The organism is Pseudomonas sp. R3-18-08 (assembly GCF_003852065.1).
In the GTDB taxonomy this organism is placed as follows: domain Bacteria; phylum Pseudomonadota; class Gammaproteobacteria; order Pseudomonadales; family Pseudomonadaceae; genus Aquipseudomonas.
Window position 1 is genome coordinate 4,428,678 of record NZ_CP027729.1, and the last position, 23,267, is coordinate 4,451,944.

At 59.6% G+C, this 23,267-nt stretch carries 27 protein-coding genes and 1 pseudogene; 17 read left to right on the plus strand and 11 right to left on the minus strand.

All coding sequences use genetic code 11. The features are described from left to right. Positions 1–44 precede the first annotated feature (44 nt). Complete coding sequence (locus C4J92_RS20285; protein WP_124405065.1) at positions 45–803, minus strand: 5-oxoprolinase subunit PxpA; 759 nt, start codon at positions 801–803, stop codon at positions 45–47. 262 nt (positions 804–1,065) lie between these two features. Here C4J92_RS20285 and C4J92_RS20290 point away from each other — a divergent pair, with 262 nt between their 5' ends. Then, complete coding sequence (locus C4J92_RS20290) at positions 1,066–1,983, plus strand: LysR family transcriptional regulator (RefSeq protein WP_124405066.1); 918 nt, start codon at positions 1,066–1,068, stop codon at positions 1,981–1,983. Here C4J92_RS20290 and C4J92_RS20295 read toward each other — a convergent pair. Beyond that, positions 1,980–2,876, minus strand: a complete 897-nt coding sequence (locus C4J92_RS20295; protein ID WP_124405067.1) for a LysR family transcriptional regulator — start codon at positions 2,874–2,876, stop codon at positions 1,980–1,982. The two genes, C4J92_RS20290 and C4J92_RS20295, sit on opposite strands and share 4 nt — an antisense overlap. Before the next feature lie 105 nt (positions 2,877–2,981). Here C4J92_RS20295 and C4J92_RS20300 point away from each other — a divergent pair, with 105 nt between their 5' ends. Next, complete coding sequence (locus C4J92_RS20300; RefSeq protein ID WP_124405068.1) at positions 2,982–3,743, plus strand: SDR family NAD(P)-dependent oxidoreductase; 762 nt, start codon at positions 2,982–2,984, stop codon at positions 3,741–3,743. 11 nt (positions 3,744–3,754) lie between these two features. Here C4J92_RS20300 and C4J92_RS20305 read toward each other — a convergent pair whose 3' ends face one another. Then, complete coding sequence (locus C4J92_RS20305) at positions 3,755–4,192, minus strand: multidrug/biocide efflux PACE transporter (RefSeq protein WP_124405069.1); 438 nt, start codon at positions 4,190–4,192, stop codon at positions 3,755–3,757. Between the two features lie 88 nt (positions 4,193–4,280). Here C4J92_RS20305 and C4J92_RS20310 point away from each other — a divergent pair, with 88 nt between their 5' ends. Continuing rightward, positions 4,281–5,135 (plus strand): LysR family transcriptional regulator, encoded by an 855-nt coding sequence (locus C4J92_RS20310; RefSeq protein ID WP_124405070.1) that lies wholly within the window; start codon positions 4,281–4,283, stop codon positions 5,133–5,135. A gap of 1 nt (position 5,136) precedes the next feature. Here C4J92_RS20310 and C4J92_RS20315 read toward each other — a convergent pair whose 3' ends face one another. The 3 genes from C4J92_RS20315 to C4J92_RS20325 are packed head-to-tail and all read right to left on the minus strand — an operon-like array spanning position 5,137 to position 7,175. Beyond that, positions 5,137–6,366, minus strand: coding sequence for an RNA polymerase sigma factor (locus C4J92_RS20315; RefSeq protein ID WP_124405071.1), 1,230 nt, complete (start codon positions 6,364–6,366; stop codon positions 5,137–5,139). Then, positions 6,366–6,713, minus strand: a complete 348-nt coding sequence (locus C4J92_RS20320) for a YciI family protein (RefSeq protein ID WP_124405072.1) — start codon at positions 6,711–6,713, stop codon at positions 6,366–6,368. Before C4J92_RS20320 ends, C4J92_RS20315 begins: the two co-directional genes overlap by 1 nt. A gap of 42 nt (positions 6,714–6,755) precedes the next feature. Then, complete coding sequence (locus C4J92_RS20325) at positions 6,756–7,175, minus strand: nuclear transport factor 2 family protein (RefSeq protein ID WP_124405073.1); 420 nt, start codon at positions 7,173–7,175, stop codon at positions 6,756–6,758. Positions 7,176–7,323: 148 nt separating this feature from the next. Here C4J92_RS20325 and C4J92_RS20330 point away from each other — a divergent pair, with 148 nt between their 5' ends. From C4J92_RS20330 to C4J92_RS27550, 4 genes and pseudogenes are all read left to right on the plus strand, one after another. Continuing rightward, entirely contained in the window at positions 7,324–7,842 is a 519-nt protein-coding gene (locus tag C4J92_RS20330) for an N-acetyltransferase (RefSeq protein ID WP_124405074.1), read from the plus strand. A 42-nt stretch (positions 7,843–7,884) separates the two neighbouring features. Then, on the plus strand, positions 7,885–8,139 hold the full coding sequence (locus C4J92_RS20335) for a helix-turn-helix domain-containing protein (RefSeq protein WP_124364088.1): 255 nt from the start codon (positions 7,885–7,887) through the stop codon (positions 8,137–8,139). Beyond that, positions 8,132–8,383: pseudogene (locus tag C4J92_RS27545) on the plus strand (HipA N-terminal domain-containing protein); the annotation flags it as partial. The gene C4J92_RS20335 and the pseudogene C4J92_RS27545, both read left to right, overlap by 8 nt. Positions 8,384–8,399: 16 nt before the next feature. Beyond that, a complete protein-coding gene (locus C4J92_RS27550) occupies positions 8,400–8,621 on the plus strand; it encodes a hypothetical protein (RefSeq protein WP_124405076.1) in 222 nt (73 codons plus the stop codon). Positions 8,622–8,641: 20 nt separating this feature from the next. On the opposite strand, the gene C4J92_RS20350 is transcribed toward C4J92_RS27550, so the two are convergent. Beyond that, positions 8,642–9,124 (minus strand): GyrI-like domain-containing protein, encoded by a 483-nt coding sequence (locus C4J92_RS20350; RefSeq protein ID WP_124364090.1) that lies wholly within the window; start codon positions 9,122–9,124, stop codon positions 8,642–8,644. Positions 9,125–9,317: 193 nt separating this feature from the next. Here C4J92_RS20350 and alaC point away from each other — a divergent pair, with 193 nt between their 5' ends. Further along, positions 9,318–10,535 carry an alanine transaminase gene (alaC, locus tag C4J92_RS20355; protein WP_124364091.1) on the plus strand — a complete coding sequence of 406 codons (1,218 nt, stop codon included), beginning with the start codon at positions 9,318–9,320 and terminating at the stop codon, positions 10,533–10,535. A gap of 683 nt (positions 10,536–11,218) precedes the next feature. Here the strand turns inward: alaC and C4J92_RS20360 are convergent. Together C4J92_RS20360 and C4J92_RS20365 are read right to left on the minus strand one after the other, a co-directional pair. Beyond that, the gene (locus C4J92_RS20360) at positions 11,219–12,571 is read right to left on the minus strand and encodes a GntP family permease (protein ID WP_124405077.1); all 1,353 of its coding nucleotides are present in this window, start codon (positions 12,569–12,571) and stop codon (positions 11,219–11,221) included. A gap of 83 nt (positions 12,572–12,654) precedes the next feature. After that, positions 12,655–13,188, minus strand: coding sequence for a gluconokinase (locus tag C4J92_RS20365; RefSeq protein WP_124405078.1), 534 nt, complete (start codon positions 13,186–13,188; stop codon positions 12,655–12,657). A gap of 212 nt (positions 13,189–13,400) precedes the next feature. On the opposite strand from C4J92_RS20365, the gene C4J92_RS20370 reads away from it, so the two are divergent. Then, positions 13,401–14,432, plus strand: coding sequence for a LacI family DNA-binding transcriptional regulator (locus tag C4J92_RS20370; RefSeq protein ID WP_164487570.1), 1,032 nt, complete (start codon positions 13,401–13,403; stop codon positions 14,430–14,432). Positions 14,433–14,442: 10 nt separating this feature from the next. On the opposite strand, the gene C4J92_RS20375 is transcribed toward C4J92_RS20370, so the two are convergent. Then, a complete protein-coding gene (locus tag C4J92_RS20375) occupies positions 14,443–15,588 on the minus strand; it encodes a hypothetical protein (protein WP_124405080.1) in 1,146 nt (381 codons plus the stop codon). 432 nt (positions 15,589–16,020) lie between these two features. Between C4J92_RS20375 and C4J92_RS20380 the strand changes: the two genes are divergently transcribed. The 7 genes from C4J92_RS20380 to C4J92_RS20410 all read left to right on the plus strand — a co-directional run bounded on the left by C4J92_RS20380 (position 16,021) and on the right by C4J92_RS20410 (position 21,553). Further along, entirely contained in the window at positions 16,021–16,938 is a 918-nt protein-coding gene (locus C4J92_RS20380; RefSeq protein ID WP_124405081.1) for a hypothetical protein, read from the plus strand. A gap of 220 nt (positions 16,939–17,158) precedes the next feature. Then, positions 17,159–17,398: a DUF6124 family protein gene (locus C4J92_RS20385; protein ID WP_124405082.1), complete on the plus strand. Its 240-nt coding sequence runs from the start codon at positions 17,159–17,161 to the stop codon at positions 17,396–17,398. Between the two features lie 172 nt (positions 17,399–17,570). Beyond that, on the plus strand, positions 17,571–17,999 hold the full coding sequence (locus tag C4J92_RS20390) for a DUF6252 family protein (RefSeq protein ID WP_124405083.1): 429 nt from the start codon (positions 17,571–17,573) through the stop codon (positions 17,997–17,999). Positions 18,000–18,140: 141 nt separating this feature from the next. Beyond that, complete coding sequence (locus C4J92_RS20395) at positions 18,141–18,776, plus strand: glutathione S-transferase family protein (protein WP_124364099.1); 636 nt, start codon at positions 18,141–18,143, stop codon at positions 18,774–18,776. Positions 18,777–18,789: 13 nt separating this feature from the next. Further along, complete coding sequence (locus tag C4J92_RS20400; RefSeq protein WP_124405084.1) at positions 18,790–19,527, plus strand: NAD(P)-dependent oxidoreductase; 738 nt, start codon at positions 18,790–18,792, stop codon at positions 19,525–19,527. A gap of 12 nt (positions 19,528–19,539) precedes the next feature. Next, a complete protein-coding gene (locus C4J92_RS20405; RefSeq protein WP_124405085.1) occupies positions 19,540–20,949 on the plus strand; it encodes an MFS transporter in 1,410 nt (469 codons plus the stop codon). Positions 20,950–21,082: 133 nt separating this feature from the next. Next, the gene (locus C4J92_RS20410; RefSeq protein WP_124405086.1) at positions 21,083–21,553 is read left to right on the plus strand and encodes a hypothetical protein; all 471 of its coding nucleotides are present in this window, start codon (positions 21,083–21,085) and stop codon (positions 21,551–21,553) included. Between the two features lie 145 nt (positions 21,554–21,698). Here C4J92_RS20410 and C4J92_RS20415 read toward each other — a convergent pair whose 3' ends face one another. Further along, the gene (locus tag C4J92_RS20415; RefSeq protein WP_124405087.1) at positions 21,699–22,562 is read right to left on the minus strand and encodes a LysR family transcriptional regulator; all 864 of its coding nucleotides are present in this window, start codon (positions 22,560–22,562) and stop codon (positions 21,699–21,701) included. Between the two features lie 96 nt (positions 22,563–22,658). Here C4J92_RS20415 and gstA point away from each other — a divergent pair, with 96 nt between their 5' ends. Continuing rightward, positions 22,659–23,261, plus strand: a complete 603-nt coding sequence (gstA, locus tag C4J92_RS20420; RefSeq protein WP_124405088.1) for a glutathione transferase GstA — start codon at positions 22,659–22,661, stop codon at positions 23,259–23,261. The last annotated feature ends 6 nt before the right edge of the window (positions 23,262–23,267 follow it).

Sequence of the window (23,267 nt, forward strand, 5' to 3'; positions counted from 1 at the left end):
AGGCAAAAAATCAGTCAAACCCGGTGTCTGTGCATCGGTGTCATTCAGCGCGGTGTACGCACCTCGATCCCCGCCTGGTCCAGTGCCTCGCGCGTGGCTTCCACCAGTTTCAGCGCGCCGGGGGTATCGCTGTGCAGGCAGATGGAATCGAACTCTATAAACAAGTCTTCCCCTTCGACGGTACGCACCAGCCCGGTCTGACAGGCACGCAGGACACGTGCCGCGACGGTTGCCGGATCGAGCGCGCGCACCTTGCGGGTAAATACGATGGAGCCGGAGAGATCGTACTCACGGTCAGCGTAAAATTCGCGCACCACCGGTTGCCCCAGTTCCCGAGCAACCTGCCAGATCACCGAATTGGGCATGCAGTACAGCAACAAGGTGGGCTCGACAATCTGCAGGTTTTCCACCAGCAGCCGTGCGGTTTCTTCGTCTTTCGCCAGGTGCATGTACAGCGCACCGTGGGGCTTGATGTGTTGCAGCGTCACCCCCTGCGCGCGGGCAATTTCGCGCAAGGCGCCGAGCTGATAGAGGATGTCGTCCACCAGTTCCTGGGCCGCCGCATTGATGTGCCGACGACCGAAACCAACCAGGTCACGAAACCCCGGATGCGCGCCGATGCCAACGCCCAACTGCCTGGCGCGTTCGACGGTGCGGCGCATGGTCCCGGGGTCGCCGGCGTGAAAGCCGGTGGCGATGTTGGCCGAGCTGATGTAGGCCATCAATTCGCTGTCGACGCCATCACCGATGGTCCAGGGACCGAAGCCTTCGCCCATGTCCGAGTTGAAATCCACTGCCTGCATCGAGGTCGCTCCGCAAATGTTCGTGGCGTCGAAATTAGGCTGCGGCTTGACCCCTTGGGAAGATCTATTATCAGATAGGTCATCTTCTGAAAATCAGATACCACCGCATCGTTCCTACGCCCAGATCCGATTATTCCCGCGCTCCGCGTGGGAATGCATCCCGCGACGCTCTGCGTCGCTTTGTCAGAGCGGACGCGGAGCGTCCCAAAGCGGCATTCCCACGCAGAGCATGGGAACGATCACCTTCACTGTGGAGAACCGCATGTCCCTCACCCTGCGCCAGGTTCGCTACTTCGTCGCCACCGCCGAGATCGGCCAGATCTCCCAGGCGGCGATTCACCTGAACATCTCGCAATCGGCGGTGACCACCGCGATCAAGGAACTCGAAGCCATGCTCGGCGCGCAGTTGTTCGTGCGCTCGGCCCAGGGCATGAGCCTGACCGACGCCGGGCGGCACTTTCTCAACCGCGCCTACGTGATCGTGCGCAGCGTCGACGACGCGCTGAACAGCCCATTGCCGGACTACCGCGCCAGCGGTGTGCTGCGCGTGGCGGCCAGCTACACGGTGCTTGGATATTTCCTGCCGCATCATTTGCAGCGTATGGAACACTGGCACCCGGACGTGACCATCGAGGTGTTCGAACAAGAACGTCAAGCCATCGAGCACGGCCTGCTCAACGGCCAGTTCGACATGGCCGTGGTGTTGACCGCCAACCTGACGCACGCGGATATCGTCTCCGAAACCCTGTTCAATTCCGAGCGCCGCCTGTGGCTGCCCAGCCACCACCCACTGTGCAATCAGCCGGCGGTGAGCCTCGCCGATGTGGCGCGGGAACCGTACATTTTTCTCACCGTCGACGAGGCCGAACAAAGCGCCATGCGCTATTGGGAACAAGCCGGACAAACGCCCAGGGTGCGCCTGCGCACCAGCTCGGTGGAAGCAGTGCGCAGCATGGTAGCCAATGGCAGCGGCGTGGCGATTCTGTCAGACCTGGTGCACCGCCCCTGGTCGCTGGAAGGCAAGCGCATCGAAACGGTAAGCGTGACTGACAAGGTCACCCCCATGAATGTCGGCCTGGCCTGGCACCGCGAGCGGGATTTCACCCCGGCGATGCAGGCCTTCCGCGATTACTTCCACGATGCGTTCCTCGCACCGCAACAGTTGTCGGCCCGCCGTTAAAGCTGGGCCTGCAAGGTCACGGCGAGCCAGTCCATGAACACCCGCACCCGCAGTGGCAGATGCCGTTGCCCGGCGTAGAGCAACGACACGTCCAGCGCCGGCGCCGGGTAATCCGGCAGCACCGCTACCAGCTCGCCGCTGCCCAACAATTCGCAGATGCCAAGGCGTGGCACTTGAATGATGCCAAAGCCCCCCAGGCACGCCGCCTGGTACGCATCGGTGCTGTTGACGGTCACGCGCCCGGCCATCGGCAGCCGCTGCACCTTGCCGCCTTGCACGTATTCGAACCCCGCCGAGCGGGCGCCCAGCGGGCGTACGTAATGCACCAGTTGATGGTGCTCAAGGTCAGCCAGGGTTTCGGGCCTGCCGTAGCGCTGCACATACGCCGCGCTCACACAGTTGACCATGGGCAGGCTGCACACCCGCCGCGCCACCACGCTTTGATCGGGCTGGGCGCCCACGCGCACGACACAGTCGAAGCCTTCGGCGATCAGGTCCACCTGGCGGTCCGAGCTGCTGATCTGCATGTCGATCAGCGGATGCCGCTCCATGAACGGGGGCAAGTTGGGCACGATCAAGGTGCGCGCCATCGCGTTGGGCATGTCCACCCGGATGCTGCCGGCCAATTGGGTTTCGTCCTGTCGGAACAGCCCTTCCAGTTCCTCCATATGCGCCAGCAAATCCTTGCTGCGCTCATACAACACCCGGCCGTCCTGGGTGGCCTGCACCCTGCGCGTGGTGCGTTGCAACAGGCGCGCACCGAGCAGTTCCTCCAGGGCCCGCACCTGCTCGGACACGGTGGAGCGCGGCAGACCAAGGCTCTCGCCAGCCTGGGTGAAACTCGACAGTTCGGTGACACGCACGAACGTGCGCAGCAGCTCCAGTTTATTCATGGGATTGTTCGCCTTGCCCGACCAGTGATTCCGATATAGCCATGTTTATCACGTTGCCGGCGTACAAATACACTCAGTCCCACCATCACCTTAGAGGACTGCAGCATGACCACACGTAAAATCGCACTGATCACCGGCGCCAGCCGCGGCTTGGGCAAAAGCGCTGCACTGCACCTGGCCGCCCAGGGCGTCGATATCATCGGTACCTACCACAGCAAGGCCGATGAGGCCCAGGCGTTAGTGGCGCAGATCGAACAACTGGGCGGCCGCGCCGCCATGTTGCAACTGGACGTGAGCCAGAGCGCGACGTTCGCAGGGTTCGTCAATGAAGTTACCGGCGCGCTCAAGGATGTTTTCGCACAGGACCGCTTTGATTTTCTGATCAACAATGCCGGTATCGGCCTGCATGCAAGCTTTGCCGAAACCACCGAAGCCCAGTTCGACCAACTGGTGGCGATTCATTTCAAGGGACCGTTTTTTCTCACACAGAAGCTGTTGCCGTTGATTCGCGACGGTGGGCGCATTCTCAATGTGTCCAGCGGCCTGGCGCGTTTCAGCCTGCCGGGCTACGCCGCCTACGCGGCCATGAAAGGCGCGATGGAAGTGCTGACCCGCTACCAGGCCAAGGAACTGGGCGCGCGTGGCATCAGCGTCAATATCCTAGCCCCCGGCGCGATTGAAACCGACTTCGGCGGTGGTGCGGTGCGCGACAACGCTGACATCAATGCCATGGTCGCCAACAACACCGCCCTGGGCCGCGCCGGTTTACCCGACGACATTGGCGGCGCCATCGCGCTGCTGCTGGCCGATGGCAGTCAATGGATCACCGGCCAGCGCATTGAGGCTTCCGGCGGCATGTTCCTGTAGGCGCCTGGCGCTCACAGGGAAATCGGGGTCTTGCTGGTAATTCTTTCGCGTATCACGTCATAGCCCCAGTGATAGACATAGGTGTACGGCAGGAAAAACAGCAGCACCCCGATGTCGAGGATGAAGGCGTCCAACAGGCTGATCTTCATCAAGGCGGCAATCAAGGGCACCGCCAGCAGGATCAGGCCACCTTCGAACAGCAGCGCGTGCAGCACCCGCGTCCAGCCGCCGCCGGGCAGTTGCAGGCGCACTTTAAGGCGGTCGAAGACGCTGTTGAAAATGACGTTCCAGCTCAGCGCCAGCAAGCTGATACCCAGGGTCACCGCGCCCATTTCCAGGGCCGGTCGGCCGGTCACCCAGACCAGCAAGGGCGTACAGATCAACAACGCCAAACCTTCAAAACCCAGGGCTTGGAGAACGCGTTCAGTAATCGACTTGGTAGGGTTCATGACCCGGCTCCGTGAAGGACGACGGTTGCCATGATTACCCCGTGAGTCGATACTTCATAACTAATAACCATCGATCAAGGCGATACTCATGGCGTCCCATGAAGTGCTCCAGGCGTTTGTCCAGGCAGCGACCCAAGGCTCGTTTTCTGCGGCGGCACGCAAGCTGGGCAAGAGCCAGTCCACCATCAGCGCGGCGGTGGCGAGCCTGGAGATTGACCTGGACGTGGTGCTGTTCGATCGCAGCAGCCGCAAACCCACGCTGACCCCGGCCGGCCAGGTGTTATTGCAACGTGCGGAGCAGGTGCTGGAGGCCAGCAGCCGGCTGGAGTTGGCGGCGAGCCAATTGGCCCAGGGCTTGGAGCCGAAGCTGAGTATCGCCATGTCCGATACTTACCAGTCCGACCACTTCGAGGTTGCCCTCAGCGCCTTTGAACAACGCTACCCGGACCTTGAGTTGGAATGCCTGATCGCTGAATGCGAAGACTTGATCGCGCTGGTGCAAAGTGGCCGCACACACATCGCGTTTATCGAACAGCAGGAGGTTTACCCGCCGGACCTTACGTTTGCCCCCGTTGAAGAACGTACCGAAATCGCGCTGTTCGTCTCGCGTAAACACCCGTTGGCAAGCCTGGCCAAGGTTCACCCGCAGACGCTGCAGCTGCACCGGGAGTTGCGCTTGGCGAGCATCATCAATCCCAATGAAAACCGCGGCACCCAGCGCGTATGGTCGGCCCCCAGTTACCTGATGTTGATGGAGATGGCGCAACTGGGCTTCGGCTGGGCTCCGATCCCGCGCTGGCTGGTGGAGCGTTTTGGCGGTGGGCAATTGGTCGAACTCAAGGTGCGCAGCTGGCCCCGCTCGGTGGCGGTGGATGCGGTGTGGTCGCGACAGAACCCACCGGGGCCGGCGGGCAGTTGGTTGCTGGGCAAGATGCTCGAGTGAGTCACTGTTGATGGGCTTGGAGTTCGGCCAGCCGCTGTTCGAGGAAGTGCTGCTCAGGGGTTTGCCGGGTCAACGTCAGCGCCCGCGCATAGGCGGCGCGCGCTTCATCAACCCGCCCCAACTGTCGGCAGAATTCACCCCGCGCCGAATGCGCCAAGTGATAATCCTGTAACTCACCGCGCTGCAGAATGCCGTCTACCAGCGCCAGGCCCGCTAACGGCCCCTGCCCCATCGCCACTGCCACCGCCCGGTTCAGCTCGATCACCGGCGACGGCACGGCCCGAAGCAAGACATCGTAGAGCCCGACTATCTGCGGCCAGTCGGTTGCCTTTGCATTCGGCGCCTCAGCATGTACGGCGGCAATCGCCGCCTGCAGGCAATACGACCCGAAGCGCGGTGTCGTCAGCGCCCGTTCCACCAGTGCGCAACCTTCAGCAATCAAGGACGCGTCCCACAGCGAGCGGTCCTGTTCATTCAGCAACACCAGTTCACCGCTAGCCGACGTGCGTGCCGACCGACGCGATTCATGCAGCAGCATCAGCGCCAATAAGCCCATGACTTCGGGCTCCGGCAACAGCTCCATCAGCAAACGGCCGAGGCGAATGGCTTCGCGGGTCAAGTCTTCGCGCGTGAGGTCGGCGCCGGTGGAGGCCGAATAGCCCTCGTTGAACACCAGGTAAATCACGCGCAGCACGCTGTCGAGGCGCTCGGGCAGCTCGGCCAGGGACGGCACTTGATAGGGAATTTTCGCGTCACGGATCTTGTGCTTGGCCCGCACGATGCGTTGCGCGATGGTGACCGGCGTGGCGAGAAACGCGCGGGCGATTTCTTCGGTGCTCAGGTCGCAGATTTCACGCAAGGTCAGCGCCGCCTGGGCGTCGGCCGCCAGGGCCGGGTGGCAACAGGTGAAGATCAGGCGCAGGCGGTCGTCTTCCACGTCTTCAGCACTCCAGTCAGCCGCCTCCAGCGCATCCGCCTGCTCCTGCAACAACGGGGTAAAACGCGCCTGGCGACGCAAGCGGTCGATGGCCTTGAAGCGCCCGGTCGACACCAGCCAGGCCCGTGGATTATCCGGTATGCCGTCGTGGGGCCAGCGTTGCACGGCGACGAAAAATGCCTCGTGCAAGGCCTCCTCGGCCAGGTCGAAATCACCGAGCAGGCGAATCAGCGTCGCGAGTACACGGCGTGATTCGCTGCGGTAAATACGTTCGACCTGCAGGTTATGCGTCATCACGCCAGGTTCAATTGACGCACGGGACGCACTTCCACACTGCCGACCCGCGCTGCCGGAATGCCACCGGCCACCTGGATGGCTTCATTCAAATCCTTGGCCTCGATCAGGTAGAACCCGGCGAGCTGTTCCTTGGTTTCGGCGAAGGGTCCGTCGGTGATCGAAAGCTTGCCATTGCGCATGCGCACGGTGGTGGCGGTGCTGACCGACTCCAGCGGCTCGGCGGCGAGCATGCGGCCGCTTTTTTGTATCGCTTCGGCGTAAGCGAAACACTCGGTGTCAGCCGGGCTCTCGGGCGAGGCGTGCAACTCCTGTTCGTTGCTGTAGATCAGGCACAGGTATTTCATGGCGTTCTCCGTGTTCGGATGACTGACTATAGTCCGCAACGCTCAAGGCTTGAGGTCAAACAGAGCAGTGCCGCTTTGCATATCGAAAGGCGCCGACCAGTGTTCATGCACCACCTTCCACTGACCGTCGATACGCTGATAGCCGGCAGTGACGCGCATCCAGCATGCCTTCACCTCGCCATCCGGCCCGGCGCCGCCGCAGTGGGCGAGCCAATGGGCAAACGCGCTCTCTTGCGCCTCCACGATGTGCAACTCATGAAACTCGAAAATACCCGGGCCGGGGCAATGCTCCATGCACGCTTCCCAGTGCGCGCGATAGGCCGCCTTGCCCTTGAATTGCAGTGCGGTCACGGCGTCGAACGAGACGATATCGTCGGCGTAAAAGCTGACAATCTTATCGATATCACGGCTGACGACGGCGTGCTTCCATTGCTCGATCAGACTATTAATTGCAGTGCTCATGGCGATGACTCCTTGGGTTGGAAAATCACGAAAGACACCCTTAGTCGAACGCACTGCAGGCAAATCGACAGTCCGCACAAAAATAATGTCGCCTCCGGCAAAAACGCTAGAATCCGCCCCTCTTTGTAGGATTTCGGATATGCCGCACATGGAAACCCGCCTCGTCCCCTATCAGGCGCTGAATGCTGTACAAAAACAGCTGCTCGACGGCCTGGAAGTCAATCCAGAACAACTGGCATTTTCGGGTGATATCTATTGCGCGCTGAACAGCCTGCTGGTCAACCCCAACCCCGACGCTATCAAAGGCTTCGCCCTGCTCGCCGACGAGCGGCCGGTAGCCTTCCTGCTCCTCAAACGCCCACCTTGCCTACCCCATTGGGCCGACGAACACAGTGCGACGCTGCATGCATTGCAGGTCGATCGGCATCAGCAGGGTCGTGGGTTTGGCAAAGCCTGTTTGCATGCGCTGCCGGAGGTGGCACTACAGGCGTGGCCGCAGATCAAGGCACTGGAATTGTCGGTGGATGCGGACAATGAAGCGGCGATGGGGTTGTATCTGGCAGCCGGTTGGGTGGATAGCGGTGAGGCTTACAGGGGAAGGATTGGGTATGAGCGCAGGTTGAGATGGGTGTTTAGTCAGCCCGGTGTTGACAACGCTAAAATGTAACGTATACATAACTTAACAACAGCAAAGTAATGTATACGCGACATGGACACTTCTGTAATTACTCAACGACTCGGCGTCCAGCTGCGCACCATGCGCTTGAATCGCGGATATAAGCAGGTGGATCTGGCGAAGTTGGCCGGAATTACCCGGCAAAAACTGATCGAAATCGAAAAAGGCAGCCTCTCGGTCTCGATGAATGCCTATGCTCGGGTAGTTGCCGCCTTGGGCAGCGAATTCAAATTGGTGCCTGTGACCTTGCCGACCCTGGAGGAACTGGAGGACTTGTTCAATGAATAGCCCCACGCTACGCGTTCATACGCCTCAAGGGGACAGCGGCAGCGTGCTGGTCGGTGCTCAAGACTATTTGTTCCGGTATAGCGATAACGCAAAAGCCGACAGCGCAATCAGCCTGTCGATGCCCGTCCGCGCGGAAGAATACCGTCGCCGGGACCTGCACCCTATCTTTCAGATGAATTTGCCCGAAGGCTACGTGCTGGAGCAACTGCGCAATCGCCTTGCCAAACACCACCGCTTACATCCCGGAGGACTCACTGGCATTGGACCTGGGCGGAAATAAATCGTTATTCGCCTCGCGCCTGGGCATCCTCGAGTTTGCCAGGACCTGCGAAGTCGAACATCCCGAGGAGCGTATCCAGGCGCTGTTGCAGACCCTTGAAATGGTGCTCAAGCGCGAAGATGACTACTGCCGGTTGGCACCTGAGGTGGCGAGCGCCATACGTCAATCCGCTCAAGGTTATCAAAATAGCTTCGGGGGCTGAGTCGCCCCCGGTTTTGGCTCTCAGGCTTTCTGTCCAACCGGCAGCCAGATTTCCACCGTCCCGGTGCCCTTTTTCCCGTCAAAGTCCGCACTGTAGCGCTCGAAATCCGCGCCCATCACCTTGTAGCCCGAATGCGGCAGCCATTCGAACATGATGCGCTCGTACGTCTGTTCCAGCGCCCGCACCGGCCCGTAATGCGTGAACACGGCGTAATTGAGCGGCGCAATTTCGATGAACTGGAAATTGCTCGGCACATCGCCCTTGGTCGGGACTTCAACACCGGCCATGTAGTCGAATTCGCCGTGCTTGGGGTTATGGCAAACACCATACGTCACGCCGCCGACGCGCTTTTTGATGTCCTTGATGCACGTGTCGAACAACTCCCACAGATTGGGGATATCGCCCACGGTAGCCTTCGAATAGCGCCCCTGAACGCCGGCGATCACCATGGCCTTGCCGGCTTCCATGCGTGGCTCCAGCGGTTGTTTTGTCTGCTGATCCATACGAACAGTCTCCTTCTTATGAGGGAACAAACCCGCATCGAGTATAGGGGCATATCCGTATCGCGCTCCATGTGGAAATTTTTCCTACGCATCTGGACAACTGGCCATCATCGACCGTATTGTCTGCCGCAGGCCACCGCAGTGGCCGACGTCGCTCGGACGGTTCCGGGCGCTTACGTACCTCGAGGCAACAATGGCAGACCAAGGTTCGCCGCGCCGCTTTGCGCGCATAGATCGACTCCCCCCCTACGTGTTCAATATCACTGCCGAGCTGAAGATGGCTGCGCGTCGGCGCGGCGAAGACATCATCGACTTGAGCATGGGTAACCCCGACGGCGCCACGCCCCCGCACATCGTGGAGAAAATGGTCACCGTCGCCCAGCGTGAAGACACCCACGGCTACTCCACGTCCAAAGGCATTCCGCGCCTGCGCCGGGCAATTTCGCGTTGGTACAAAGATCGTTATGAGGTGGACATCGACCCCGAGTCGGAAGCCATCGTCACCATCGGTTCCAAAGAAGGCCTGGCGCACTTGATGCTGGCCACCCTGGACCAGGGCGACACTGTGCTGGTGCCCAACCCCAGCTACCCGATTCACATCTACGGCGCCGTGATTGCCGGCGCCCAAGTGCGCTCGGTGCCGCTGGTGCCGGGCGTGGACTTCTTCGCCGAGCTTGAGCGGGCGATTCGCGGCTCGATCCCCAAGCCGAAAATGATGATCCTCGGCTTCCCGTCCAACCCCACCGCACAGTGCGTGGAGCTGGATTTCTTCGAGCGCGTGATCGCCCTGGCCAAGCAATATGACGTGCTGGTGGTGCATGACCTGGCCTACGCCGACATCGTCTACGACGGCTGGAAAGCCCCGTCGATCATGCAAGTGCCCGGCGCCAAGGACATCGCGGTGGAGTTTTTCACCCTGTCCAAGAGCTACAACATGGCCGGCTGGCGTATCGGCTTCATGGTGGGCAACCCGGAACTGGTCAACGCCCTGGCGCGGATCAAGAGTTACCACGACTACGGTACCTTCACCCCGCTGCAAGTCGCCGCGATTGCGGCGCTGGAAGGTGACCAGCAGTGTGTGAAAGACATTGCCGAGCAGTATCGTCAGCGCCGTAACGTGCTGGTAAAGGGTCTGCATGAGCTGGGCTGGATGGTGGAAAATCCGAAGGCGTCGATGTATGTCTGGGCCAAGATTCCCGAGCAGTATGCCGCCATGGGCTCGCTGGAGTTTGCCAAGAAACTGCTGCTGGAGGCGAAGGTATGTGTATCGCCGGGGATTGGCTTTGGTGAGTATGGTGACGATCACGTGCGCTTCGCGCTGATCGAGAACCAGGACCGGATTCGCCAGGCGGTGCGGGGAATTCGCGGGATGTTCCGGGCGGACGGGCTGGTAGCAAAACCCGGCGTCTGACTCGGTCAAAAAGTGGGAGGGGGCTTGCTCCCGATAGCGGTGAATCAGCCACCACATGCAGTGGCTGACACCCTGCTATCGGGGGCAAGCCCCCTCCCACAATGGATTGGGTTTCCAGCTTTTGGTGCGGGGTGTGGCTTAGACCGCCAACGACAGCAACATGCCGAAGATCAGCGCCCGACTCGGTCAAAATTGTGGGAGGGGGCTTGCTCCCGATGGCGGTGGATCAGTCACCACATGCAGTGACTGACACTCTGCTATCGGGAGCAAGCCCCCTCCCACATTGGATTGGGTTTCCAGCTTTGTTGGGTGGTGTGGCTTACACCACCAACAACAGCAGCATGATGAAGATCAGCGCCTGACTCGGTCAAAAAAATGTGGGAGGGGGCTTGCTCCCGATGGCGGTGAATCAGCCACCACATGCAGTGGCTGAAACCCTGCTATCGGGGCAAGCCCCCTCCCACATTGGGTTGGGTTTCCAGCTTTTGTTGCGGGGTGTGGCTTAGACCGCCAACGACAGCAGCATGACCAAGATCAGCGCCCGACTCGGTCAAAAAGTGGGAGGGGGCTTGCTCCCGATCGCGGTGAATCAGTCACCACATGCAGTGACTGACACCCTGCTATCGGGGGCAAGCCCCCTCCCACATTGGATTGGGTTTCCACATCTGCTGTGGTGGTGTGGCTTACACCACCAACGACAGCAGCATGATGAAGATCAGCGCCACCACCGACAGAATGGTCTCCATCGCCGTCCAGGTCTTGAATGTCTCGGCCACGGTCATGTTGAAGTACTGCTTGACCAGCCAGAACCCCGCGTCGTTGACGTGCGACAGGATCAACGACCCCGCCCCCGTCGCCAACACCAGCAGCTCGCGGTTAACCCCAGGAATCATGCCCACCACCGGCACCACGATGCCTGCGCCGGTAATGGTCGCCACGGTTGCGGAGCCTGTGGCAATCCGAATCACCGCCGCCACCAGCCACGCCAGCAGGATCGGGTTGATCTGTGCATTCACCGCCATGTGGCCGATCACGTCGCCCACGCCGCTGGTCACCAGCATCTGCTTGAAGCCGCCACCGGCACCGATGATCAGGATGATCGCGGCGGTCGGCGCAAGGCTGGCGTCGAGCAGTTTGAGGATCTGCTTGGAATGGATGCCCTGGCGATGGCCGAAGGTGTACAGCGACAGCAGCAACGCCAGCAACAGCGCGGTGATCGGGTGACCGATCATGTCCATCCAGTTGCGCACCACGTTGCCTTCGGCGAACGCGATGTCGGCGAAGGTCTTGAGCAGCATCAAAAACACCGGCAGCAGCACGGTGACCAGGGTGATGCCGAAGCTTGGCAGCGATTTGTTATCGGTCTCGCGGGCCAGTTGATCCACCAGTTCCTGGGACGGATTGCCCGGAATGTACTTGGCGATGAACGTACCGAAGATCGGGCCGGCAATAATGGCGGTGGGCAGTGCGACGATCAGGCCATACAGGATGGTCTTGCCGATATCCGCGCCAAACACGCCGATGGCCAGCAGCGGGCCCGGGTGCGGCGGCACCAGGCCGTGCACTGCCGAGAGGCCGGCGAGCAGCGGAATACCTATCTTGATCAGCGACACACCGGTACGCCGCGCAACGATAAACACCAGCGGGATCAGCAGCACAAAGCCAATCTCGAAGAACAGCGGGATGCCCACCAGGAACGCGGCGAACATCATGGCCCACTGGACCTTGTCCTTGCCGAAGGCGCGGATCAACGTCTGGGCGATCTGATCGGCGCCGCCGGACTCGGCCATCATCTTGCCGAGCATGGTACCCAGCGCGAGGATGATGCCGACAAAGCCGAGCACCCCGCCGAAACCGTCCTGGAACGCCTTGATGATCTTGTCCACGGGCATGCCCGAGGTCAGGCCGAGGAAACCGGCCGCGATGATCAGTGCAATGAACGGGTGCACCTTGAACTTGGTGATCAGAACGATCAACCCGATGATAGTGACTACTGCGTCTAGCAGCAGGTATGACTCGTGGGACATGCCAAACATGGGGGGTCTCTCCTGTTTGTTGTTGTTATTAAAGCGGGTGGTGAACTTCCTGCCGGGGATAGCGCTATCTTTCCGGCAAAAAATTACTGATTAGGTTCAAAGCCGTGCTTGCGCCACCAGGTGTTGGTCTGCTCGGCCAGCTCCTCGACGCTGTCTTCGCTGGCGTTGAGAGCCAGGGTCAGCGGCTCGCCCTTGGGCGATTCAAGGGTGGCGAACTGGCTGTCGATCAGGCTGGCCGGCATGAAATGGCCCGGGCGATGGGACACGCGGTCGGCGGCCACTTCACGGGTCAGCTCCAGGAATACAAAGCCCAGGCCCGGCGCGGCTTCGCGCAGGTGATCGCGGTATTTCTTTTTCAGGGCCGAACAGGTGAGCACCGGATGCTCCCCGGCCTTGAGCGAACGGCGCAGTTCATCGCAGAGGATGTCGAGCCAGCCGGCGCGGTCGTCGTCGTTGAGGGGGTGGCCGGCGCTCATCTTTTCGATGTTCGCGGCGGGGTGAAAGCTGTCGCCTTCAATGGCGGTGGCGCCGTTCAGACGGCACAGGGCCTCGCTGACGCTGGTTTTGCCACAGCCGGCAACACCCATGATGACCAGGGCAGTAACAGGTTGACTCATAAACACCTCAGGACGCAGATAGCGCTACCTTTGCACAGTGTAAGGCTAGTGCAAAAACAGGCTTTTCCCGCGCCGTCTTGTCTTTTTTTATGGAGTGACGCGTGCATCCGCTCCAATCATTTGAACGGGATCAGGCAACCCAACGTTCAAGCATTTGCAGCCGTTTGGAGACAGCGCTACCTTAGTGCCTCGATTTTTGTTTGGCAAGCCGCCTGATGACCTCCAAGAACGATAAAAATACCCGTACCACCGGTCGCCCCACATTGAATGAAGTTGCCCGTCTGGCCGGCGTCAGCCCGATCACCGCCTCCCGCGCCCTGCGCGGTATCAGCACCGTCGCCGCCGAACTGGTGGAAAAAGTCCAGCAAGCCGCCGCCGAACTCAACTACGTGGTCAACCCCGCTGCCCGTGCGCTGGCGTCGGCCCAGAGCCATTCGGTGGTGGTGCTGGTGCCGTCCTTGTCCAACCTGCTGTTTATCGAAACATTGGAAGCCATTCACCAGGTGCTGCGGCCCAAGGGTTTTGAAGTACTGATCGGTAACTTCCACTATTCCCGTGACGAAGAAGAAAACCTGTTGCGCAACTACATGGCCTACCAGCCTCGAGGTTTGCTGCTGACCGGGTTCGACCGCACCGAAAGCGCGCGACGGATGGTCGAGGCCAGCAACGTGCCCTGCGTATATATGATGGACCTGGACCCGAATGCCGGCGTGAACTGCGTGGGTTTCTCGCAGTTGGCGGCGGGTGAGACGGCGGCGGCGCACCTGCTGTCCCGGGGGTACAAACGCTTGGCTTACATCGGCGCGCAACTGGATCAACGCACGTTGCTGCGTGGCGAAGGTTTCCGCCGAGCACTGCAAAAGGCTGGCCTGTATGACCCGGCGCTGGAATTGCTGACCCCGCGCCCTTCGTCGGTCGGCCTGGGTGGCGAACTGTTTTTACAGCTGCTGGCGGCTCATCCCGATGTGGATGCGATCTTCTTCGGCAACGACGACCTGGCCCAGGGCGCCCTGCTCGAAGCCATGCGCCACGGCATCAACGTGCCGCAGCGCGTAGCGGTGCTGGGCTTTAACGATTTGCCCGCATCCTCCTTCATGGTGCCGCGCCTGAGCAGCATCAGCACGCCCCGCGAAGCCATCGGCCGGCGTGCGGCGGAGCATCTGCTGACGATCATGGCGGGTAACAAGATCGCCAAGCCGGTGGTGGATATGGGGTTTGAATTGCAGGTGCGGGAGAGTACGTGAAGGCTCGCGCTTAGTCGGACGGAGCAAGCCTGTAGCCGCCGCCCTCTGCGCCTTCGTGCAACGCTGCCTGGATACGCTCGTATAGCGCGTTGGCCTCCCGCGAACCGATGGATCGCGAGCAATCGCGTAACACGATACGAAGCAGGATGTTCTCTTGCCCAGGCAACAACCCCAGGCGAGCGATTGCTTGCGCTGGCAACTCATCTCGAGACCAGCGCCCCTTGATCTGCATTTCTTCCACCCACGCTGCGTCCTCACCTGCGGCGAGCAGCATCTTCTCAGTGATAACTTCTTCGCTTTGCCCCGGCGTCACCGCAAGAGAAATGTCTCGGGTAATCGAAGGCAATCGAGAAATCGGCTGCCACGGCTTCAAGTCGAACATTTGCGCCCTGACGCGGGGATGGGTATCACGCAGGAGTCGAATATCCGGAATGCCCTTGCGCAGCATGGTCAAACGATCCAGGCCCATCCCCAAAGCCAGGCCGCCGTGGTGGTGCGGATCGATATTCAAGCGTTCAAGTAACGACCGGGCGATGCAGCCGCACTCCAACACCTCGATCGGTTCTCCATCAAGGATCAAGTTCACCTCGATACCACCTTCGGTGTAATGGTGGGGGCTGTCCGAGAACACCCATTCCATGGCGGGCACCGCAATGTCCAGGATGTCTCCCACCAGGCGCAGTAGCTGGTCCCGCTCAGCAAGCTGCGGCTCGCCCAATACCCACAGGTCCATCTGATGCGGTTCCGCGCAATGCCAGCGATCACGGCTATCACGTCGAAATGTCATGCCGGGCGCCGCCAACAGCCTCATCTGCCCAGGCTGGCGGTTTTCACTGGCTCGCTGTAACGCTGCCGGAATCAAACTGGTGGTTTGAGTACGCAGCAGGCTGGTGTCATCGACCCAACGGGTGTGGGCACTGCCCAGGGTAATTTCGCGGGTGTCATAGCCGAGCAGCCCGTAGTTATCGTGGGCCGAAACCACACGCGGCCCTTCCAGCCACTGAGGGTCAGGCCAATGACGCGAGGTCAGACCTTGGAGAATTTGATCAAGCAATAGTCGCACTGCGTGCGGCTCGGGGCTGGGGTCGGTGAGATCCTCTAATGTCAGGGCTCGTTTCAGTTCGGCGGCACTTATAACTTTTCTGCTTGGATACATATCTGCATCTCCTGCACCGTAAAAGCCAGAAGTACAAAAACTACGCCTTGAAACTTTACGAGCGCAACAGCCAGACACTGAGAAACTATATTTTCAGATGCTACGTACAGACGTTACTTACAGACTTCGTAAAAAATCATAAAAACCTCTGACTTAAAATAAATACATATAAAAACCTTCATTCAATACTTTCAATCTGCCCCCTTTGGAGAGCTAATGTCTTCACCCCGCCCAACGGGGTGCTTACAAACAGAACCGGACCAATAAGGTAGGAGGCAAAATGAAAACCTTAGATCAATTGAACGAACAACAGCTCAATCGCAAAACGCCTGATTCAGAAGCGTTTACCTGGCCACCGCTGTCGTGGCCTTAATTGAAGCACTGAAGCGCCAAGGCTTAGGCTTTGGCGTCTTCGCATGTAGGAGCCCACCTATGATAGCGCCCAAAACCACAGTGCTGGACAAGGGAAACCTTGTGATCACTTCCGACTCACCACAGTTTCTTGAGTACTGTAGTCTTCAGCACTTTACGACAAAAAATATTATGCAAGCTCAGTCACTGGATCAAAATAGCCTGGTGTTTTCGTTTAGTGACTGCGCTGCAAAAAAGACATTTGACCTAGCTAGGCTCACCGCTAAAACGCGCTGTGTATTTTTCCCTATACATGTTTTTGAAAACACAATCAACAATGCACTATATAGCTTAGAGTGCTTTCTAAAAAGCGACATTACACAAGCGCTCAAGGAGCAGCGAAAAGCCTTAGAATTGATTAACTGTAAGTCCCCCCTTGCCCTGACAGGACCTTCAACCCAATCCACTGTAAACGTTTTATCCAGCGCGGTGCCCTATGCAATGCTTGACGGAGATTTAAAGGATAACTTCGTTCACTCAGCCGCCGAGTTTTTCGAAGTCCACCTTGCTCATATGCAGCCCCAAACGGCTTGCCCTTTCACTGTCAATGGAGAGTTCCGAGTGAGTGGAATTCTGACCGTTCTGAGAAAAGCGCAAAGCGCGCCTTCTGACATCACAAACTCACTCACTACACTGATTGGTGAAGTTGCTTCAAAACAGGCCAGCCTGAAGGTCGAAGGCAATAAGGTCATGTCATTCACCGTAGACAACCGAGATTATGCCGACCTGATTAAACGCGCGGCGGGAAAAAGAGGAGCACACCTCACCGAATTCGCCATAGGCGTAAATCAGGCAATTACGCCCATTATAGATTTCAGCATTAACTCTCAGATGAACGAGGGCGTCAGTGGCGTTCATGTGGCTGTTGGCGATGGTACTAATGGCTATCACATTGATTTTCTATGCCCGGATGTCGATGTTCGTAAAGCGTTCACATGATCTGTACCAAGCAAGGCGTAGGAACGATCACGGGCACGTAGGAAGGCTGTAGGAAGCGACTGACATCACGCCAAGTGCCTTGCTCCATTACCTACGGTTACGTCAGAATCCGCCGGCTTGTGTGACGGGGTGGCGGTCTTTAAGGTTTGCCGGTCGCTGAATTTCTCGGTGATCGGGTTTAGTAGCCCATTTTTGGACCTCCTAAACCAGGAGCATTGCAATGTTCAAAGAAATCGACACGCCGCCAAACACCCTCTTCACCGTCTTCCCCGATATTTCTACCGAAACCCTGCTGATCAACAGCTACGAAACCGTGTGCTCCGTCAGCACCTTGCTGCTCGACCTGTCCGATCACCTCATTGGCAAGCAACGCGACGTAGCCCTGGCCATCCACCAATTGAGCGAGCTGAGCGTCTTGCTGGTGGGCAAGGCCATGGACCAACACACACCACGCGCTTAAGTCCCTACTCGGTCAAAATGTGGGAGGGGGCTGCCCCCCCCATGCTAAACATGGCTGTTTTTCCTCCCCCTACCTGTCAACTTTGACAGTAGGCAAGCGCCGGTGGGCGCCTTATAAGTACATCGTCAAGGATATCTCCTGACACTTGATTCTCACTGAAAAGGATCTTGCCATGTACTCGCTCACCTCCAAGAAAACGCTGTTCGCCAAAGGTGTGATCGGCTGCAATATATCGATTTCCCCCCACCCATTCACCTCAGAGTCAGTGACTCTTCGAGACACGGGCGGTACCCGAGTTGTAATCGTTGGCCACAACAGAGCAAGGGGTCGAGCTGTATACATCTACCTAGATAAAGATATCTCCTGTGGAACTTTCAACATTGGGGAAGGCGAGAAAGTGTTTGCCTATTATTATCATAGTTACACGGAATTTGGATGGAACTACTATGCGGAGAGTGGAACCTTCACGCTATCCAGTGTTGATTTCGCCAACTCGCTATTGGAGGGGACGTTTAGCTTCAACGCGCCAGGCATGGAAGAAGGTGAACCGGAAATGAAGATAACGAACGGTGTTGTTAATCTGACTGGCCCTTCACGTTGAAGAAGTATTTTTTATTCATTTGACGCGCTAAGGGCCCTTCGCTCGCCAGAGAGCTCTTAACGCCAACGCCTGACAAGAACCTCGCCCCCCTACCCCATGCCTCTGCTAAATTGAACCCCTTGTCATCGCCAAGGAAGCACCATGGGACATTCACTGAAAATCTTGGGCCGCGCCTCCTCCATTAACGTACGAAAAGTACTGTGGACCTGCCAGGAACTGGGTATCGACTACGTGCGTGAAGACTGGGGCATCGGCTTCAAGCCCACCCAATCCCCCGAATTTCTCGCCTTGAACCCCAATGCCCAGGTGCCGGTGCTGATCGACGACCATGGCGTGCTGTGGGAATCCAATACCATCTGCCGCTACCTGGTCGGCCTCTATCAACGCACTGACCTGCTGCCCGTCGAGCCCGCGCCACGGGCGCGCGTCGAACAATGGATCGACTGGCAAGCGGTCGAACTCAACCGTGCCTGGGGCGATGCGTTCACCGCGCTGGTGCGTAACAATCCCGACGGCCTGGACGCAACACAGATTGCCGCCGCCGTGCAACGCTGGAACAGCGTGATGGGCATTCTGGAACAACAGTTGGCCAAGACTGGCGCTTACGTAGCCGGCGATGAATTCACCCTCGCCGATATCCTGATCGGCCTCTCGGTGCACCGCTGGCAGGTGACGCCCATGGAGCGTCCGCCCTACCCCGCCATCGCGGCGTATTATCAACGACTCGGCGGGCAGCATGCAGGCTTCAAGACCTTCGCGCTCGACGGCCATAATTGAACAAGGACACACCATGAACGGACTCAACGTACTGCTGACCGGCGCCTGCGGCAAAATCGGCAAGACCTTTTTCGAGGCGTCGAAAGACCGCTACCGCTTCACCTTGACCGACCGTGTCGAGCCGGACTTCGCGCTCGGCGAACACCGCTTCGTGCACGCTGACCTGAGCGACAAATCCGTCCTCGCCAGCCTGCTCGAAAACATCGAGGTGGTTGTACACCTCTCGGGTATCCCGGACCCCGATGCGTCGTTCGAGGAGCTGCTACCCAATAATATCCTCGCCACCACCTACCTGTTCGAGGCCGCCGTGGCCGCCGGCGTGCAGCGCCTGGTATATGCCAGCAGCGCGCAAGCTGTCGAAGGTTATCCGGTAGACCGTGAGATCACCCCCGACATGCATGTGATGCCGGCCAACCTGTATGGCGTGACCAAATGCTACGGTGAGGCGCTGTGTGGCTATTACGCGGCCAAAACCCCGCTCTCCACCATCGCCGTGCGCATTGGCGCGTTTGAGTTTCCCCAGCACGCAGACCTGAACAACGCCCGCGACCTCAGCGCGTGGCTCAGCCCGCGCGATGCGGTGCAACTGCTGCAGTGCGCGGTGGACACACGCGATGTGAAACACCTGGTCGCCCATGGCATTTCCAATAATCGCTTCAAGCGCCTGGACCTGAGCGAAACCACACGTGTGTTGGGTTACCAACCGGTGGATGATGCGTTTCAGGTCTTTGAAATCCCCATCACTTACTGAGTGTTCTGACCCATGCCTGCACGCTCTACCACTGACGGCATCGACCCGACCCGCGCCGCCCACATCAGCGCACGTATCGACCGCCTGCCCGCCGTCGCCAGCATCTGGCGCCTGGTGGCCTTGTTGTCGATCGGCGGTTTTTTCGAGCTGTATGACCTGTTCCAGACGGCCTATATCAGCCCAGGCCTGATCAGCGACGGGATTTTCCACACGGGCAGCCAAGGCGTGTTCGGCTTTTCCGACCAGGCCGCGTTCGCCTCGGCCACCTTCCTCGGCCTGTTCCTCGGCGCCAGCCTGCTGAGCCCCATCGCCGATCGGTTCGGGCGCCGGGCGATCTTCACCTTTGCGCTGATCTGGTACACCGTCGCCACGGTGCTGATGGGCATCCAGACGTCCGCACTGGGCATTATCTGCATGCGCTTTCTGGTGGGGATCGGACTGGGCATTGAACTGGTGACGATCGACGCCTATCTGTCGGAACTGGTGCCCAAGCGCATGCGCAGTTCGGCGTTTGCCTTTGCATTTTTCATCCAGTTCCTGTCGGTGCCGGCGGTGGCGCTGATGTCATGGTGGCTGGTGCCCCAGGCGCCGTTCGGGATCTCCGGTTGGCGCTGGGTGGTGCTCAGCAGTGCGGTGTTTGCATTGTTTATCTGGCAACTGCGCAAGCGCCTGCCGGAATCACCGCGCTGGCTGGCGCAGAAAGGTCGTTTCGAGGAAGCTGGCACGATCATGGACACCCTTGAAGCGCGCTGCCTGAAGGATCACGGCAAGCCTCTGGATGCGCCGGAACCCGAAGCTGTCAGCGTGCAGGGCAGCGGCCGTTTCGCCGATATCTGGCAACCGCCCTACCGCCGTCGCGCCTTGATGCTGATCGTCTTCCATGTGTTCCAGGCCATCGGTTTCTTCGGCTTTGGCAACTGGCTGCCCGCCTTGCTGTCGGGCCAGGGCGTCAGCGTGACCCACAGTCTGCTCTACGCCTTTATCATCACGCTCGCCTATCCGCTGGGCCCGCTGCTGTTCGTGAAGGTCGCCAACCGTTTTGAGAACAAGTGGCAGATTGTCGGCTCGGCCTTGGGCGCGGTGATCTTCGGCAGCCTGTTCGCCGTGCAAACCACGGCGGTGGGGCTGATCTTCTGTGGGGTGATGATCACCTTCTGCAACGCCTGGCTGAGCTTCAGCTATCACTCGTATCAGAGCGAATTATTCCCCACCAATATCCGTGCGCGGGCGGTAGGGTTCTGCTACTCGTTCAGCCGCTTGTCCACGGTGTTCAGCAGCCTGCTGATCGGTTTTATCCTCGAACACCTGGGCACACCGGGCGTGCTGGCGTTTATCGCAAGCAGCATGTTGATTGTGATGATTACCATCAGTTGGTTCGGGCCGCGAACGCGTAACCTGGCATTGGAGAATATCGCCCACTGACGGCAAGGGTTGGCCGTCGACGGGCCAGTGTTTGCCGCGACGGCGGCCACTACCCCAATAAAAACGGGCACGTCGTGCCCGGCATGCTAATTGCTCCAGCTGTCACACCGAACATTCCCCCAGGTGACCGATCATGCTGGTTAACAACGACACCCAAGCCGCGTCGACCGTCCAACAGCTCAAGCGCTCCGACATGGACCCGGCCAACGCCGCTGCCAGCGCGCTGTACAGCGGCGCCCTGCAAACGGCGCAGCAAAGCGTGACGGTGCCGGCCGCCCAGAAGGACCTGGACAAGGCGAGCGATCGCATCGACGAGGCCTTCGCCAAGACCCGCGTGCAGTTGCAAGCCACAGCGACGACCTCCGGGGCGCGGGCTGAACTCAGCGAATACATGAGCAAATCCCCGGCCGAGCGTATTCGCGAGCAGTTGCTCAAGGAGCAGGGGATGACAGAAGAGCAAGTGCAGGCCCTGCCGCAGCAACAACAGGACGCGATTGCCAGGCAAGTGGCTGAACGTTTAAAGGAGCAGCAACAGCAGCAGGTAGCGGCGAAGGCGGCTGCTCCACAGGCCCAGGCAGTGAAAGACACCCTGGCAGCAATCTAAGCCACACAGCTGAACAAAAAATGTGGGAGGGGGCTTGCCCCCGATAGCAGCGTATCAGCCACCGATTCATTGACTGATCCACCGCCATCGGGAGCAAGCCCCCTCCCACATTTTGAATTTCTTTCACATCAGGTCAGCGGCGTTTTCAGTTATCAGCCAGCATTGCCAGCAACGCATCGGCGGCCGCAGAAGATGAGCGGTTTGGCGAGCCGACCAGGGCGAACTCGCGGTGTATCGGCACGCTCAGGGGCAGCACGCGCAGGCCCTGGCACTGGGTCGGCAGGGTCGTTTCTGGCACCAGGGTCACGCCGATATCCTCGCGTACCAGGCTGAAAGCGCTGCTCCATTCACGCACTTCGGCACGCACATCGCGCAGCACCAGGCCGGCGTCGGCACTCAGGCTGCGGGCGTTTACGCTGCAGCCGCCGGTGGCGAGCACGAAGGGTTGCTCCAGCAACTGCGCAAGGGTCACCGTGACCTGCTGCGCCAGCGCGTGCCGGGCTGGCACCACCGCCAGCCAAGTGTCCCGCCCCAATAGCGTGGGGTTGCGCTCGGGTTCTGGGTTGAGCACCACGCCCAGGTCGACCAAGTCGGCGTCGAGCAAGGCATGCACTTCGTCGTCGGTGACCTCAAGGGTGGTGACCTCAATGCCCGGATACAGCTGCGCAAAACGCTGCAACCTGGGGCTCAGAAACTTCGCCAGTACCTGAGGGAAACACGCGATGCGCAGGTCCCCACGCAGCATGGGTCGGGCTTCCTCCACGCGGCAGCGTATCGCCTGCAAGGCACCGAGCATCACCCGCGCCTGTTCGATCACACTCACCCCCAAGGCAGTGGGCAAGGTCTTGCGCGGCTCGCGGGTGAACAGTTGCACCCCCAACGCGATCTCCATGGATGCCATGGCCTGGCTGGCGGCGGACTGGGTCATGCCCACCCGTTCGGCAGCGGCGGTGATGCTGCCGTGATCGGCCACGGCCACCAGCAGGCGCCAATGCATCAGGTTCATCATGGCAGTAGCTGTCCTTATGGATGGGGTATGAAGGTTTAATTTTACCCACGGTGCCATGCCCGCGAGACTGGCGCAAATCCCACACAGAAACCCTCCATGAAACTGTATTTCTCCCCGAATGCCTGCTCGCTCGCCCCCCATATCGTGCTGCGGGAATTGGCCTTGCCCTTCGACTTGGTGCGCGTGGACAACCAGGCCAAGACCACCGCCGACGGCAGGGATTTCCTGCAGATCAACCCCAAAGGTTACGTAGCAGCACTGCAACTGGACAACGGCCAGGTGCTGACCGAAGCCAGCGCGATCCTGCAATACCTCGCCGACCTGAAGCCCGATGCCCATCTGGCACCGGCCAACGGCAGCTGGGAGCGCGTGCGCTTGCAAGAGTGGTTGAATTTCATCGCCACCGAAGTGCATGGCGGGCTGGCGGTATTTTTCAACACGGCAATCCAGGGCGAGGTGCGGGCGATGTTCCTGGCGACGTTGTTCAAACGCCTTGCGGTGCTGGTGCAAACGTTGGAGCAACAGGATTATTTGCTGGGCGCGCAGTATTCGGTAGCGGATGCGTATCTGTTTGTGGTGCTGCGTTGGGCGGCGGTTCATGGGATTGAGCTGAATGAATGGCCGGCGTTGGCGGCATTTCAACAACGGGTGGGTAAGCGGCCCACTGTGGTTGCGGCCCTGGCAGCGGAAAATCCATGAGCGGTC